Source organism: Streptomyces sp. NPDC002513, from assembly GCF_053595355.1.
Genome location: NZ_JBSFXK010000099.1, coordinates 1 through 14,223 on the forward strand (window position 1 = coordinate 1; position 14,223 = coordinate 14,223).

At 67.7% G+C, this 14,223-nt stretch carries 12 protein-coding genes and 3 pseudogenes; 1 reads left to right on the top strand and 14 read right to left on the bottom strand.

Going from position 1 to position 14,223, the window contains the following annotated elements; all coding sequences use genetic code 11:
* Positions 1–76: 76 nt before the first annotated feature.
* From cas2e to ACWD5Q_RS33950, 12 genes and pseudogenes are all read right to left on the bottom strand, one after another.
* Positions 77–373, bottom strand: a complete 297-nt coding sequence (gene cas2e / locus ACWD5Q_RS33895; RefSeq protein ID WP_451430915.1) for a type I-E CRISPR-associated endoribonuclease Cas2e — start codon at positions 371–373, stop codon at positions 77–79.
* The gene (cas1e, locus tag ACWD5Q_RS33900; protein WP_451430916.1) at positions 370–1,377 is read right to left on the bottom strand and encodes a type I-E CRISPR-associated endonuclease Cas1e; all 1,008 of its coding nucleotides are present in this window, start codon (positions 1,375–1,377) and stop codon (positions 370–372) included. The genes cas2e and cas1e overlap by 4 nt, the downstream gene beginning before the upstream one ends.
* A 5-nt stretch (positions 1,378–1,382) precedes the next feature.
* A complete protein-coding gene (gene cas6e, locus ACWD5Q_RS33905) occupies positions 1,383–2,135 on the bottom strand; it encodes a type I-E CRISPR-associated protein Cas6/Cse3/CasE (protein ID WP_451430917.1) in 753 nt (250 codons plus the stop codon).
* A gap of 5 nt (positions 2,136–2,140) precedes the next feature.
* A complete protein-coding gene (cas5e, locus tag ACWD5Q_RS33910; RefSeq protein ID WP_451430918.1) occupies positions 2,141–2,944 on the bottom strand; it encodes a type I-E CRISPR-associated protein Cas5/CasD in 804 nt (267 codons plus the stop codon).
* Positions 2,941–4,095, bottom strand: coding sequence for a type I-E CRISPR-associated protein Cas7/Cse4/CasC (gene cas7e / locus ACWD5Q_RS33915; RefSeq protein WP_451430919.1), 1,155 nt, complete (start codon positions 4,093–4,095; stop codon positions 2,941–2,943). Before cas7e ends, cas5e begins: the two co-directional genes overlap by 4 nt.
* Before the next feature lie 99 nt (positions 4,096–4,194).
* Positions 4,195–4,785, bottom strand: a complete 591-nt coding sequence (casB, locus tag ACWD5Q_RS33920; protein WP_451430920.1) for a type I-E CRISPR-associated protein Cse2/CasB — start codon at positions 4,783–4,785, stop codon at positions 4,195–4,197.
* Positions 4,786–4,797: 12 nt separating this feature from the next.
* Positions 4,798–6,570 carry a type I-E CRISPR-associated protein Cse1/CasA gene (gene casA / locus ACWD5Q_RS33925; RefSeq protein WP_451430921.1) on the bottom strand — a complete coding sequence of 591 codons (1,773 nt, stop codon included), beginning with the start codon at positions 6,568–6,570 and terminating at the stop codon, positions 4,798–4,800.
* Between the two features lie 251 nt (positions 6,571–6,821).
* On the bottom strand, positions 6,822–9,716 hold the full coding sequence (gene cas3 / locus ACWD5Q_RS33930) for a CRISPR-associated helicase Cas3' (RefSeq protein WP_451430922.1): 2,895 nt from the start codon (positions 9,714–9,716) through the stop codon (positions 6,822–6,824).
* Positions 9,717–10,397: 681 nt separating this feature from the next.
* Complete coding sequence (locus tag ACWD5Q_RS33935) at positions 10,398–11,303, bottom strand: SRPBCC family protein (RefSeq protein WP_451430926.1); 906 nt, start codon at positions 11,301–11,303, stop codon at positions 10,398–10,400.
* 16 nt (positions 11,304–11,319) lie between these two features.
* Positions 11,320–11,499, bottom strand: a pseudogene (locus tag ACWD5Q_RS33940) (gas vesicle protein GvpG); the annotation flags it as partial.
* A 3-nt stretch (positions 11,500–11,502) separates the two neighbouring features.
* Positions 11,503–11,607: pseudogene (locus ACWD5Q_RS33945) on the bottom strand (GvpL/GvpF family gas vesicle protein); the annotation flags it as partial.
* 350 nt (positions 11,608–11,957) lie between these two features.
* Positions 11,958–12,053 (bottom strand): annotated as a pseudogene (locus tag ACWD5Q_RS33950) (non-homologous end-joining DNA ligase); the annotation flags it as partial.
* A gap of 456 nt (positions 12,054–12,509) precedes the next feature.
* Between ACWD5Q_RS33950 and ACWD5Q_RS33955 the strand changes: the two are divergent.
* Positions 12,510–13,022 carry a hypothetical protein gene (locus ACWD5Q_RS33955; RefSeq protein WP_451430923.1) on the top strand — a complete coding sequence of 171 codons (513 nt, stop codon included), beginning with the start codon at positions 12,510–12,512 and terminating at the stop codon, positions 13,020–13,022.
* 119 nt (positions 13,023–13,141) lie between these two features.
* Here ACWD5Q_RS33955 and ACWD5Q_RS33960 read toward each other — a convergent pair whose 3' ends face one another.
* Together ACWD5Q_RS33960 and ACWD5Q_RS33965 are read right to left on the bottom strand one after the other, a co-directional pair.
* Positions 13,142–13,300, bottom strand: a complete 159-nt coding sequence (locus tag ACWD5Q_RS33960) for a Rieske 2Fe-2S domain-containing protein (protein ID WP_451430924.1) — start codon at positions 13,298–13,300, stop codon at positions 13,142–13,144.
* Positions 13,301–13,830: 530 nt separating this feature from the next.
* Entirely contained in the window at positions 13,831–14,025 is a 195-nt protein-coding gene (locus ACWD5Q_RS33965) for a CsbD family protein (protein ID WP_451430925.1), read from the bottom strand.
* Positions 14,026–14,223: the final 198 nt, after the last annotated feature.

Below are 14,223 nucleotides of genomic sequence, written 5' to 3' on the forward strand. Positions count from 1 at the left end.
TTCCATGCACGCCGACCGGCCAGCAAGATCGTTCGAGGCATCCCCCGCCAGCCCCACCCACCGAACACTGTCCGGTTCACCACCACGCTCTTAGTTGGTTTTGTGGACGGGAGGAGAGGATGAGGCCGTCGAAGTCGACGGGGCGCCAGCGGTCGCGTCCTGCGGTGCGAACTGCCCATCCCTGTTCGTTGGTTGCGGGTTCGACGAGGACGGCTTGTCCGTCGCCGACGCGGGTGGCGAGGAGCTCCCACAGGCGGTCGCGGACGCGGCGGCTGGGGTTGCCGACGAAGACTCCGGCGTTAACTTCGACCATCCAGCGGGTTAGGTGCCCGCGAAGGCCTTCCGGAACGGCGATGAGGATGATGACGGTCATTGAGGTGAGTCGACCTCGTGCTCGGGACCGATGATGGCGATGTGCTGGTCCGTGATGCTGGGGGCGGACAGGTCGCTGTCAGCCGACCAGTCGGTGCCGCCGGGGACGGCGCCGGCGTGCTCGTCCCACAGCAGGTTTACTTCGGTGTCGTCCTCGAAGTCTGTGTCTTCAGGGGTGAGGAGGGCTTTGACGTCGGTGACGATGCGGGTGAGGAGCTTGTCGCGGGTGATGAGGTCTCGCAAACCGAGACGGGCGTCGCGTTCTTCGGTAAGGCCTTTGGCGGCGAGGTCGAAGGCGAGGGGGATGGTGTATTCGGCCTTGTACAGGTCGGCGACGTCCAGGACGAACGAGGTAGCGAGGCCGGTGTGGACGAAACCGAGGCCGGGGCTGGCTCCCAGGCCAACGATGACCGCGTGGCAGATGCCGTACAGGGCCGCGTTGGCTGCGGACAGCAGGCGGTTGAGGTCGTCCCCTGCAGCGTGCGGGTCGCCGGCTTTGTAGACGCGGCCGTTCCAGGGCACCCCGGTACGGGCGGACTCGGCGCGGTATATGCGGCGGACGCGGGCGCCTTCGCGTCCTCTGAGCTGTTGCATGGTCAGGCCGTTGACGTCTTCGCCGGGGAAGCGCATGGCGTACATGGTGCGGGCGACGGCCAGTCGTTCTTTGGGGCGGGTGACGAGCCAGGCCTGTCGGTGCAGGAGGCCGGCGCCGCGGCTGGGCCCGAGTCCGGCCGCATACATCCGTACTCCCTGCTCGCCGACCCAGCATATGGCGGTGCCCGAGTCGGCGAGCAGGCGTATGGCGGCGTGGGTGACGCGGGTACCGGGTCCGAGGAGCATCACGGCGATCATGGCGGCCGGGACACGCACTGTCTGCTGTTTGTTGATGACGACGACGGCGTTCTCGTCGCGGTCCACGTGGCTGCGTTCGACGTAGACGCTGGAGACGCGGTCGATGAGGCGGTGTAGGTCCTGCGGGTCAGCCTTCCACCAGATGTCGGGCATACGGGTCACGTCCCGGTGCGCTGGAGTGGTGCGAGGGTGAGCAGCCCGCAGCCGTACGCCTTGGAGGGGCCAATTCCGTTGAGGAGGCGTTCGGTGAGCAGGGCGGTGTCGGTGACGCGCAGGCGTCCTTCGTAGGTGGCGCTGTGCATGACCACGCGGGCTTCTTTGGTGTTTGGGCCTTTGCTGAAGGAGCGGCGGTCGCGCGTGATGAGACGGACATCGCGGGGCGGGTTGCCGTCTGTGTCCTCGGTGTCGGCCAGGTTCGGGGCGAGAGGGATGTCGAATCCCCAGCGTGAGGTGCGGGTCAGGAACCAGTTCATCTGGGCGGTGGCGGTGCGGTGGCCGAGGCGAAAGCTGCGGGTCTCTCCTTGGGCCAGTCGTTCGGCCTGGCGGGTTGTGGGTTTGTCGGGGCGGCTGGTGTTTTGTACGGGGCTGGCGGTGAGGCGGAAGGCGAATTCCCGGCCTACCGCGAGCTGGTGGAGGAGGGGTGTGTAGTCGGCGATGGCGTAGTGCTCGCTGTCGGCCTCTGGCCATCCTGCCTGTTCGACGAGATGAGTCCAGTCGGGCTTGGATGTCGTCAAAACGTACAGGTGGGGGCGGTGGGGGTTGTCGGCGTCCAGGCGCCACAGCGTGCGTTCTTCGCCAGGTGCTGTGGGGAGTCCGCCTTGGACGGCGCCGTGCATAGCGCGGGGGCTGGCGAGCAGTTTGCGGCTTTGAGCGCGCAGCGGGTTGATCCGGATGCGGGAGAGGAAGGGCATGTGGGTCACCAGCCCAGGAGGGCGAACGGGTCGTGGCCGCTGCTGGGGGCGGGCGGCTGGTCGGGGTCGGGTGTGAGGCCGGTCGGGGCGTCGAGGTAGGTGTGGCGTACCCGGCGGATGGTGAAGGCGCGGGCCTTCGGGTCGAAGGACAGCGGCAGGTCGTCGCGGACGTCGTCGCCCGCGGGGTCGTCCAGCGTGGCGGGCAGGGTGATTTGGTCGGGGTTGCTGCGGGTGCGACCCCACTGCTCGCGTACGGTGCGGGGCGCTTGCCAGGGCTCCTCCCGCAGGGCCTGCTCCAGGGGGCCGGAGCGCAGGCCCAGCACCAGCGGTTGGGCGGGTACGCAGGAGCGGCGGCCGAGCGCGAGCGGGAAGGCAGGGTGGCGCAGCGCGTGCTCGAGCGTGGTGATGAGTTCCTGCGGGCCGGCGATGGCGGCGAGGAAGGCGGCGTCCTGGAGGTAGAACCGCTGGGTGACGTGGGTGCGCTTGGCCGGTGAGGTCGGCTTCTGCACGCCCTTGGCGTTGACGGATGCGGACAGCAGCGGCACGTCGCGGTAGTCGCTGACGGTGTGGTAGTCGCGGAGCAGGCTTCCGGGCCGGTCGATGCGGATGCCGAGGGCCAGTCCGGCGAGGTCGTCGATCGGGGCGGTGCGCGGGCGGCCTTCGGCGGCGGCGAGGAGGCCGACGATGCCGGATTTGGTGGGTTCGGGCCTGGTTTCGCGGCGGTTGAAGGCGCTGCGGTCGCCCCAGGACTGCAGCGGCCCGGCGAGCCGCAGCAGCAGGACGGACTGGGCCTGGTCTCCGGGGGTCACGCGGGTTCTCCCACGCTGGAGGCGAGGCGGTCGCGCAGGCTGGTGATCAGGCCGGGGAAGGCGACGGGTTCGCCGAAGGCGCGGGAGAGGACCTCAGCGGTGTCCTTGGTGCGGGGATCGTCGGGTGTGAAGGCGTGGCTGGCGGCCGCGTAGAGGGGGGTGTCGCCCCACATCTGGCAGGCGGTGGTGTGCTCTTCGGCGAGGCGGCGAACGGAAGCGGCCGCGACGCCGGCCTCCGCCGGGACGGGTTCTTCGAAGGCGGAGACGAGGTTGACCGGCTGGTCCTGGCGGATGACGACAGCGACCAGGCTCGGCCGGGTGCGGTGAGCGAAAGCGTTCTGGTAGCCGGTCGGGGCGGAGCGGGCGAAGCTGTCGACGAAGCCGCCCACGGCATCGAGGGCCGCGGTGGTGTCGCCGCCGAGGTTGGTGGTCAGCTGGTCCAGGCCGATGGTGGCGTAGCGGTAGAGAGTGGCGGAGTTGAAGCCGATGGTGCCGATCATGCCGGCGCCGGTTTCCTCCTTCTCGTTCTCGTCATCGACCGCGGTGAAGTAGTCGAACTCCAGCTGTGTCTCGTGCGTGGACAGAGCGTGGGCGACCTGAACGGAGGCGTCGACGTTCAGGGCGGGGATGTTGGCGACCATGCGGCCGAACAGGGCGACGCCGACCGGGTGACCGGTGGTGAACTTTTCCGCCACGGGCAGGGCCTTGAGGGTGTCGCTGAGGGCTGCGTCGTCCAGCGCGGCCAGTTCGCTGACGCGGTCAGTGACCAACTCGGCTACGGCGTCGAGTTGGGCGTTGCCGTAGAAGAGGAGGTAGGCGGTTTCGCCGGCTTTCTTGCCGGCGCTCAGTCCTAGCTGCGCGAGCAGGGCGGCGGCGATGCGGGTGGCGGGTTCCTTCTCCAGGTCGGTGTTGCGTGCGATGCGCTCGGCGAGTTCGGCGGTCATCCGCTTGGTGCGGGTGGCGCGGTCCGGCTCGGGCGCCTGGGCGTCGAAGTGGATGCGGGTGGCACGTTTCCAGGCCTGGGAGGAGACGCGGGAGCGGCGAACGCCTCCGTAGATGGCCTCCTTAGGGTTGCCCTGGTCGTCGCGGTTGAGGTTGGCCGGCGGCACGGTCTGCACGATGTGCACGTCGACGTAGAGGCGAGAAGTCATCGCACGAGCTCCAAGCGGTGTGTGCAAGTTGGAAGATTGAGGTGGGTAGGCAGGCAGCCTGAGACCTGCTGGTGGCGGCCTGGCCTCGGGCCGGTGGATTTACTCGGCGCTGGCCCAGTTGTAGTAGTCCAGGCCCCAGCGGCGGCGGACGCGAACACGCGCTTCGTGGCGGTGCCAGGCGTAGAGGTCGTCGGCGAGCAGGTCGTAGTCCAGGGGCTGGTCGATACCTTTGAGCTGGGTGACCAGGCCACGCAGCCGGATGCGTAGCGCGCTGGCGGAGTTGGCCGCGAAGGCCTGCTGGAAGCGGGCGTCGACCGCCTCCGGACTAGAGCGATCATGCTGGCGCAGTGCGCGCATGGCACGTCCGAGACTCACTCCCCGGCGGTGCATGGGACGGTCCTGGCTTTGCTGGTGCAGCCCGTAGAGGGCGAGTGCCGCGTGCTCGGCCTCCTGCGCGCTGGACATCTGTCCACGACGGGCCAGGAAGTCGTCCACGGGGCAGGTGTAGAACGGGAACATCTCCAGCACGTCGCCGGCCGGGCGGCTCAGCCCGCGGCGCAGCACGGCCAGGTCCTCGCCCGGCGGGCGCCTTTCGGCCGGGCTGCCGTCCTTGCGGCGCCAGGTGCCGTCGGCAGCGGCATAGCGGTGCCAGATCCTGCGCTGCCGGTGGTTGTCATCAGACAAGGTCATCTCCGAGCGTGTTCACGAAAGTGGTTCGCCGTCGGCGTCAGGGCCCGCAGAGCCCTGGGCGAGAGTTGTCCGTGCGGTTTGGGCCAGGCGCCGGACTTCGGCGGCCCGGTGGAGGATCTCCTTGCGGCGCCGCAGGAACGACGCTTCGGCCAGCGACGCCCGATAGGTGCGCTCGGGTTTGTCTCCGCCGTCCTTCTTGTCGCTCTTGCGGCCGGTGTAGGCGCTGACCGGTACGGTCTGCAGCAGCCCGTCGGCGACCTCCCAGCTGCGCCGCCACGCCAGTTGCTCCCACTCCGTCTGCCGTGCCTCGACCGTCTCGAGGTCGTCACCGACGCCGCGCAGACGGGACAGCAGCCGCCGCATCAGAGGGTCGAGGGCATGGAGCACGAACTCGCCGGGCCGCTGGCCTTTGTCCCAGGGAATGGGGTCCGCGCCCAGCGCGCGCCGCAGATCGGCCGAGAGATTGTTGACGGCCACGGCCAGCTGCTCGGCCTGAGCGGCCACCTCCAAAACGGCGGCGTGGACGTAGGTCTGCGCCCCCAGCGCGGCCAGCGGCAGCGGCAGCGCGTCGAACATCACGTCGTCGACGACGGAGGACTGCGTGCCGTACGCCATACCCGTCAGCTCGACCCGCAGCGGATACGCCTCACCGATCTCTGCGCGGACCTCGGCAAGCTGGTCGAGAAGCCTGCTGGTGGCGAATCCGGCGGTTTTCTCACCAGCATCCTGGGACGCGCGCTCAGGCGCGAGCAGGGCATCCAGGCCACGCCAGGCTGCTTTGCCGGCCTGCAGACGCAGCGGCCGCCGCGGCAAGACACCGGCACGCTTGCTGCCCTTGGCCCGTCCGCTTGTACCGGTGGGTTCCAGACGCCACATGGTGTGCGGCTCCTCTTCCGGCGTGTGCGGCATCCGGTCGCCGGCCGCGACCAGGACCCGGCTGACGGTCAGGCTGCCGTCGTCACTCTTCTCGGCGAAAAGGCGGATCCGCCGAGACTGCCAAGTCCACACGTCCAGGAGCCCCTTGGGTGCACGCTCCTGCCACAGCGGCGTCGCGGCCGAACCTGTCTCCACCACCGGGCCGTTTTGCTCGCGGCGCCTCCACTGCGGCAGATCATCGGAGCGCAACGGTGGCCCTGCGGGAATGTTGAACAGCAGCGTGTCGTACAAAGTGCGGCCCACAGGGACGGTGACGCCAAGCTGGCCGAGCGGGCCTGTGGGATTGCCGGTCGTCTTACCCGCCTTGACCTTCGGGTCACCCACCGCACCAGTCTTGATAGCCGCGGTGTCCCAGCAGTGGGTGTGCACCAGCCAGTGCGCCGCCTCAGCAGGCGTCAACGCCAGCACATCGCCCTCCGTGCGTGATGCGAACAACGGCACGTTGTTTCCCGTCGCCGCGGTCGCCACCAGCAGCCCCGCCCCCTTCGTCTCCCCTTTCTCGGTCCGCAGATCAGCGACTTGCGCGAACGGATCCGTGGAGTGGAAAAGGTCAAAGCGATCCTGGTAGGTGTCGAAGTAGGCGTTCAGCCGCTCCAACTGCTGAGGCGACCACCGGCCCGCTTGGAACCAGCGCACCCACTCGCGACCGTCAATGGGTCGTCCCAGAGCATCGACGACGATGGGCAGCAGCAACTGGCGCAGCAACGCAGGCCGCTGGGTCGGCAGGTCGACGACAAGGTCCCCCAGCGTGTGCGCATCCAGCACAGCCTTGCGCAGCGAGTGAGTCCGCATTGGGCCGCCCATAGCTGGAGGCAGCCTCAGCCATGGGTCGTTGAACAGGGAAAACACCAATACCCCCCTACTGGCGAAGTGTTTACGTCTTCAAGCTAGTGGATGGTTCGCGCACGTGCAGTGGTTTCCTGGAATCCAGATGTGGCAATCTGCCCATGGCCCCGATGAGATGGCAGTCGCCGCCGTCATGGACATGCGGGGATGGCCCGTGTTTTCGTCTGACGACTACGCAGGGCAACGCGTAGGCCCCGCCGTGTGCGGGGAACCCCGGTGGCCGGGCGCAACGCGCCCGGCCACAGGTACTCCTCCTACCCGCTTGCCAGCTCGGTCCTCAAGCCAAGATCGTGGTCGTAGCGCACGGAGTGGTCGCCCAGCAGGGCATGACGAGAGGCGTCCAGCACCAGGGCGCGGCTGTGCCGCAACCAGGGATGCCCACGCCAGCCCGGCAGCGGAGAAAGCTGCAGCGCGTCCTTGGTCAGCGAGGTCGGCAAGCGGACCGTACTCCCGATCACCTCGTCCAACAGCTCAGGGGCCACATCACCGTTCACTGTCAAGGCACGACCCGACAGCGTGCGATATACCTGGCCCTCGGCAGCCTGCACCGCCAGGACGACCTCGACAGACTCGTCCCCGTCACGCACCGCGGCCTGCAGCTCCTCTTCGCTGCTGCCGGAGGAGACACCTCCGTAATGCAGCCCGGCCAGCGTGGAACACTCGTGTTCCCCATGTCGCGTGAGCAGGAACTCGTCCGCGGCCTCGGCGCGGCGGCGGTCTTCCGCCAGCTGTTCCTCGCGCGCTTTCACCCCGGCCGCGGCCCACGACTCGGGCAGCAGGTCCGCTTCCTGCGCGTACACCGCCTTGACCAGCTCCGGGACCTGGCCTGGAACCGCCCACGCGCCGCCGCCCGGAAGTACAGCCGCGGTACGCAGCAGCAGATGACGCCCATAGATCTTCTCACTCGCGTAGAGGAAATCCGGCTCACGGCCCTCGCGCGGGCGAAAACCAGTGACGAAGACTTTCGGCTGACGGAGACGATCCGGACGGCGAGTGCCGGCATGGCGGTGCAGGCGTCCGATGCGCTGCAGGAGCAGGTCAATGGGAGCCAGATCGGTGACCAGCAGATCCGCGTCGACATCGAAAGACTGCTCGGCAAGTTGTGTGGCCACCAGAACCAGCCGACCGCCCTCAGGCCTCGGACAGTCCGGGCCGAGCAGTCGCAATGCTTCCTCGGTCAGCTCGGCGCGTCGCGCAACAGTGAATCGCGCGTGCAACAACCGGACCTCATCGGCCGGGAAACGCTCCTTCAGCTCCTCGTACAGGCTCTGCGCACGGCTGACGGTGTTGCGGATCACAAGAGCCGTCCCGCCCTCGGCGAGCTGTTCGGCCAGCAGGTCAGCGACCGACTCATCCGCGGCACGCTGAACCGCCCGGCGCTCCGACCGGGACGCTCTTCTGGCAGGTTTCTCTTCTGCCAGCGTCTCCACAGTGACGGTCAGGTCCGGACGCCATGCGTCCGCATCCCAGGAGTGAACGGACGGCGCCGCGGTGTCCCGGTCGAGCCAGGCGGCAATCACACTGGGATAACCGCCCACCTCGGGTACCGCGACGGGGAATTCCTCCCTTGAGGCGGCCCCCGCCAGATAGGCCGCTACCAGCTCCCCACGTTGCCTGGGAGGAAGCGTCGCGGACAGCAAGACGACTGGAACCCGGGCTTGCCCCAGCCAGCGCAGCGCCTCCAGCAGGAAGCGGCCCATGTACACATCACAGGCGTGGACTTCGTCCAGAACGACGACCTTGCCTGCCAGTCCCGCCATCCGCAGCATCACATGCCTGGTCCGGGTGGCTGCGTGCAACAGCTGGTCAATGGTGCCGACCGCGAACGGTGCCAGCAACCCACGCTTGGATCCCAAGAACCACTCGGCCGGGGCCAAACGCTCGGCAGCACCGCCGCACGCAGGCACGATTCCGTACGGATCGTCATCGAGCCCGTACTCGTCGACACCGGCATAGGAGGCGTCAGTTTCAGTACCGGCCTTTTCAAGGAGCGCCTTCCACTCCTTGTTGAACGCGCGCTTGCCGTGCAGCAAGGCGACCTGTGACGCCAACGAGGCATCTATCGTCTCCACCCACCGGCGGGTACGGGTGAACATAGGGTCACTCGTCGCCTGCGTTGGCATCCCCACAAACACGCCGTCCAAGCCGAACCGTGCCGCCAAGACCTCCGCCGCCGCCAATGCCGCCTCAGTCTTGCCCTCCCCCATCGGAGCCTCGACCACCAACAGGCCCGCAGTCCGCATCCGCCGGGCGGCCTCGATCACCATCGTCTGCGACTTGCGTGGCGGCAACTTGAACCGGTTCTCGAACATGCCAATGCCGGGAACCGCCAATGCCCCCCAACCGCCATGCAACCCCAGCTGCTGCCAAGCCGCCCGCGCTCGCACACGGGCTGTCTCCAGCCCTACCGAACGCAGATCATCCACGCCTGGGAAGTACCGCTCGTCGCTGGCGACCCAGTCCGCCATCACCACCAGTCCACTCAGCTGCAACTGAACCGCTCGCGAAGGAACAGCCGCCGGCTCAATCTCACCGAGCTCCGCAATTCCCAGCTCACGCGTGAACACATCCAGCACGGCCTGGTGCACAGCACACCACCGCCCCGTACCCCGCAACTGGCCCTTAGCCACGCGGGGTTCCTGCACATCCCCTAGCGTCGGAAACGCTCCGTGATGACCGGCAACCAGCGGCCACAGCCAGTCCACCTGCTCCGCCGCCCATCCGGCCTTGCTGAGTGCCCGCCGTACCAGCAACCCGCCGGCCCAGTCGTGGCGCCACCGCTTCTTCTGCCTCGCGCCGGCCACAGCCGCGGCTTCCAACCAGGTCAGCCCGACCGCCCGGACGGCTTCAGCCCCTTCCGGCCATAGCCGCTGATGTGCTGGCGTCGCCTTCCCGCAGTCGTGCACGCCGCACAACCATGCGAAGAACCGGCGCCCCCGCCCTGGACCAGCAACCTCCTCCAGCACATCACGCGTCACCGGCGCCAGATAGTGATCAAAGACAAGCTCCGCGACCGCAGCGGTGTCCAAAAGATGGGACAGCAGGAGATTAGTCCGGCCTCCAGCCCGCTCCTTCGACTTTCCCCACAACGCGCCAAGCGCAGCCACCACATCTGTCCCGTACTGCGAGCCCACCCGCTCGACATCCATATCCCACCCCAGGATCGCAACTGCGGAGGCGACATTAACGGGCGCCACTGACATCGGGACGGGAGACGGATATCCAGGCAGGTCAGAGCCGCCACTGTCCAGCTACATCTACCGTTCGCGGAAGGGGTGTTCACGATCGGGCCGCTTACCTGGTGGGGTGGGCGATCCGGCATCGGGGTGTGGGGTCAGGGGGCGGGCTTGGCGGGGGTGCGCTTGCGGGCAGGGCGCGGCTTGGGCTCGACGGTGGCGCGGTCCGTGCCGGGGTCGATGCGTGCTGGCTGCTCGTCCATGTGCCCGAATTTACGTCCGTCCTCTCCTGGCGGGATGAAGGACATGGGTGTCTTCCTCCCAGCGGGTCAGCGAGTGTCGTCGGTACTGGCCGGCGTGGCGGAGGGACTGAGCTGCGGGACCAGTGCGTACAGGATGCTCGGGCGGATCTCCGGCTGGCCGACGTAGCCGCAGGCGTGCGGGCAGGGCACCCACTTCCAGGGCTGGGCGTACGGGGCGCGCAGGGACTCGCGGAAGCGGGTCGGGTCGTCGGCGGCGACGCGGCGTTCAACGCGGCCTCTCAGGCCGCAGCCCGATCACGATGCCCTTGCCGAGCACCCGTTCGAGGATGTCGGTGAGGTTGGCACCGCTGCTGGGTCCCCCGTAGGGGATCCGGGAGCCTGCTGGGTGTCGTCATCGCCGGCTCCCGGCGGGCGGCCGCTCGGCCTCGCGCTCGTCAGTCTCTTCCTCGTACTCGTCCTCCGGTTCCTCTTCCTCGGCCACCGGTTCCTCTTCCTCGGCCTCCTCTTCCGCCTCGTACTCGCCCTCGGGTTCCTCTTCTTCCTCCTCGGTGGCTTCTTCCTCCTCGGCGATCGCATCCTCGTGGGTGCGGACGACCTCGCCGTCGCGGATCTCGCCGCGCCAGCTGTCCTCCGCCTCGCCCTTGAGGGTGATGAAGCGGTCGAAGTTCTTGAAGTCGAGGCGAGCCCTGCGGCCCTGAGCGCGCCAGATGCTGCCGGTCTTCTCGAAGAAGCCACTGGGGTAGTACTCCATCACCAGCAGCAAGCGCGTGAGGTTCTCACCGAGCGCGTGGAAGGTGATCACGCCCTTGGTGGTGCCCTTGGCGCCCTCCGAAGTCCATTGGATCTTGTAGTCGGGCACCTGCTCGACGGTGTGCCCCTTCCAGCTGCGACTCGACCAGAGCACCTTCAGGTTCCAGCTGGAGCTGGTGTCGTCGTCGCGGCTCGCACTCTTGACGCCCTTGGCGAAGGTGCTGAAGTCCTGGTATTGGGTCCACTGGTCGTAGGCGGTCCGCAGCGGCACTCCGACGTCGAGGGACTCGATGATGACCGTGGGCTTGCTGCCCCCTCCGCGCTTGCGCTTGCTCTTGCCGCCAAAGAGGCTCTTGAAGGCTTGGCCGATTTTCTCCTTGGCCTGGCCGGCGCCCGTCTCCAGGATTGCGCGCAGCGGGCCCTTGCCCTCGGCGAGCTTGCGTCCGCCCTCCAGTGCCATCTTGACGAAGCCAGGGCTGTTGCCCTCGGCGATGTCGTTGAGCTTGACGGTGGTCTCGCCGAGCTTGCGTCCCGCGCCGACGAGCATCCGCCGATGTATGGCCCAGACCGGTCTCCAGTCGGTCGAGGAGGGCGTCCTCCTCACGGTCGAACTCCTCCTCGGTGATCTCGCCTTCCCGGGTCGTAGTACTGTCGCTCGGCCTCGGCGATCACCTGTCTGACGCCCAGAGGCTGCCGCGCGCCGGTGCGAACGGCAACAACAGGGCTTCCGTGATCAGTCCCATGGGTCACTCCTCGCCGGTGGCCGTGCCGGTCGTGGTCCTGGCGGGCTCGGCAGGTCCGGGCTCGACGAAGCTGTGCGGCGGCAGCGGCCCGTTGACCCGCAGTTCGAGGTCCGCCGTGCGTTCGAAGGACGACACGGACTCGGGAACCAGGCCGGTGAGCTCGGTGAACTGGTCGCGCCCGAGGCGCAACGCCTTCATCGGGCTTAGCCGGTCCTTCGCCGCGCCGTTCTCCGATTGCTTGGGCAAAGTCCGTGAACTCGATGCACGTGGTGTGTTGCGCATGGCCACGTAGCGCGAGTGCCCAGCGTCTCCTGCACAAACATGCGAAGCCTGTTTTTTCAGGCTGGCGGAAAAGGATCGGACGCGGTGCCGCGGCCAGCCGGTCACGCTGCGCACCGTATGAACACCCTCGGTGGCAGAGGTATGCAATCAGGGCGCCCCACCGGGCCCGGACGGTGAAGGGCGTGCAACCCCCGCGAGCCGGTGGTCATCAGACCGGACGGCAGGTTCAGTTCGTCAAGCAGATCCCCCAACAGCCCGGCCGCCGCCCGTACTTGACGAAGTCGGCGCCCGCGGGTCCCTCCCGTTACGGTGTGACGGCGTGCTCCACCAGCAGCTGGGCGGCGGCCGCGATCGACTTCGCGTCGATTCCCGCGGCGTGCAGCTGCTCGGCGGGGGCGCCGAGCCCGGCATCGTACGGCAGCTGATGAAGGGGAAGAAGAGACGGGGCGCAGCGGACGGATGGCAGGAAGGGGGTCCGCCGGAGAGCGACTCGTAGCTGAGCCCTCCGTCGGGTCGGCTGCTGCGGGCCCCTCCTGCACCGGCAAGTCAGCCTGACCCTGATGCGCACCCACGTCGCTTCAGAAACTGCCACGGATGCCGAGCCCAGATGCGTCAGGAGGCAGTCTGGGTGAGCCTGAGGACAGGCCGCACCTGTGACGGAGGATCCGGCGGACGATCGCCGAGTGCGGGGCGAGCGGTTGATCGGCAGAACAGCTGAGTAAGGATTCATGATGCATCACGACATGCTGGGCATCTATCTCAACGATCATTTGGCCGGAGCCACCGTCGGCGTCGGCCTCGCGCGGCACGTGGCCCACCGTCATCGCCGTACTGTCGGCAGATCCCGCCTGGAGCAGATCGCCGATGAGATCGGTCAAGACCGGCAGGCCCTGCTCACCATCATGGACGGACTTGGGGTGCCCGCCCGTCGCTACAAGGTGTGCGCAGGGTGGGCGGCAGAGAGGGTAAGGCGGCTGAAACCCAACGGTGTCCTCCGCCGGAGCTCGGGCCTTGACACGGTCGTGGAACTCGAGACTCTGCGGTTGGGAGTTGAGGGGAAGTCCCTGCTTTGGCTCACGCTGCTCGCACTGGCTCCACGACGGACTGATCTGGACGTGTCACAGCTAAAGGATCTTCTGGACCGTGCACGCAACCAGATTGACGCCCTCGAGGAGCTGCGCCGCACGGCAGCTGCGGCCGTTTTCTCCCTCCAGGATGTGCAGACATCCGACGCGCAGTGAGCCGTCTTACGGCCGGCACGTCTCGTGCTCAGGCCCACGACCATCGGTCGCTCTCGTCGTCATGAAGGTCGTCGCCGCGCCGACATCGGTGCTGACCTGCAGCTTCTCGCCTTGATCGGTTACGCCACTCGGTGGGATCCGTGCCAGGGACAGGTGATATGGCCGTCAGCCACCTTGCCCTCCGAGAGCGGGCCGGAGAAGTGGCTGCACCGATCGGCGAGTACATGGACTTCGTCCTGGGCGTCCCTGACGACCAGGACGGGAACATCGCCTGCCATGCGGCGTGCGGGCTCGCAGGTAGCGAACCGGTTGGCCGGCCCGACCAGGCGCGGAACGGGTTCGCGCCGACGGCCAGCCGGTAGGCGAGGTGGCCACCCAACGTCGCCCCGCACCCGGCCCCCCTGAGCCCGGCAAAGTCCAGGGCACGGCCCAGTGCGTGGATGAGGCCAGTCCTCATCTGCTGCTCATGCACGCCCAGTCACCCCCCAGCCCGAGAGCGCCGTCGGTGCCGCACTGATGACACCCACCGCTACGAGGATTCGGGCGGGCCGCTCGGCGCCGGACATCAGGCCGAGAACTGCGGCGGAAAGCCAGGTCCCGAGCCGGACCTGGCCGAGGGCCGGGTGCAGCGCGCCCCAACGCGCGTTCGTGCTGCGCGCCTCGCAGGCGACCCAGCGGCAGGCCCTGAATGAGGCCTTTCACCAACTCGACCACTGGGTCGAGTTCCGCAGCTTCAGCACGCGGATAGAAATCGATCCGTGCGGCATGCACGTGGAGTGATCGTGAGGCTGATGGCGGCCGCCTTCGACTACGGCTTGAAGGCGTCCTTCACCTTGCGTGCGCCACTCTTCGCCTTCTCCTTGGCTTCGCGCAGGTCTCCCTTGGATTTCTCGGTATGGCCCTTCGCCGTCATCTCCTCATTTCCGATGGCGCGCCCGGTGCTCTCCTTGAGCTTTCCTTGGGCCTGCTCTGCCTTGGCCTTAATTCTCTTGTCCGTGCTCATCTCAGGTTCACCCCATCCATAAGGGCCCGGTGCCCTCTAGTCTCTCTCATCTTCAGCGAAAATCCAGCTGAGAGTCACCTGGATTCCAGAGACCCGCACAATGCCAACGTCGCTTCCGTAGTGTGATCTTGGTCGGGTAGGGTTCTGATCTTGTGGCGAGTGGGCACATAGCTGGTGAGACATACCCCGAGCGGACAC

Bases quoted from the DNA above. Each gene is read 5' to 3' on its own strand.
- cas2e (WP_451430915.1), bottom strand. From the start codon at position 373: ATGACCGTCATCATCCTCATCGCCGTTCCGGAAGGCCTTCGCGGGCAC.
- cas1e (WP_451430916.1), bottom strand. From the start codon at position 1,377: ATGCCCGACATCTGGTGGAAGGCTGACCCGCAGGACCTACACCGCCTC.
- cas6e (WP_451430917.1), bottom strand. From the start codon at position 2,135: ATGCCCTTCCTCTCCCGCATCCGGATCAACCCGCTGCGCGCTCAAAGC.
- cas7e (WP_451430919.1), bottom strand. From the start codon at position 4,095: ATGACTTCTCGCCTCTACGTCGACGTGCACATCGTGCAGACCGTGCCG.
- casB (WP_451430920.1), bottom strand. From the start codon at position 4,785: ATGACCTTGTCTGATGACAACCACCGGCAGCGCAGGATCTGGCACCGC.
- cas3 (WP_451430922.1), bottom strand. From the start codon at position 9,716: ATGGATGTCGAGCGGGTGGGCTCGCAGTACGGGACAGATGTGGTGGCT.
- ACWD5Q_RS33935 (WP_451430926.1), bottom strand. From the start codon at position 11,303: ATGCTCGTCGGCGCGGGACGCAAGCTCGGCGAGACCACCGTCAAGCTC.
- ACWD5Q_RS33955 (WP_451430923.1), top strand. From the start codon at position 12,510: ATGATGCATCACGACATGCTGGGCATCTATCTCAACGATCATTTGGCC.
- ACWD5Q_RS33960 (WP_451430924.1), bottom strand. From the start codon at position 13,300: ATGGCAGGCGATGTTCCCGTCCTGGTCGTCAGGGACGCCCAGGACGAA.
- ACWD5Q_RS33965 (WP_451430925.1), bottom strand. From the start codon at position 14,025: ATGAGCACGGACAAGAGAATTAAGGCCAAGGCAGAGCAGGCCCAAGGA.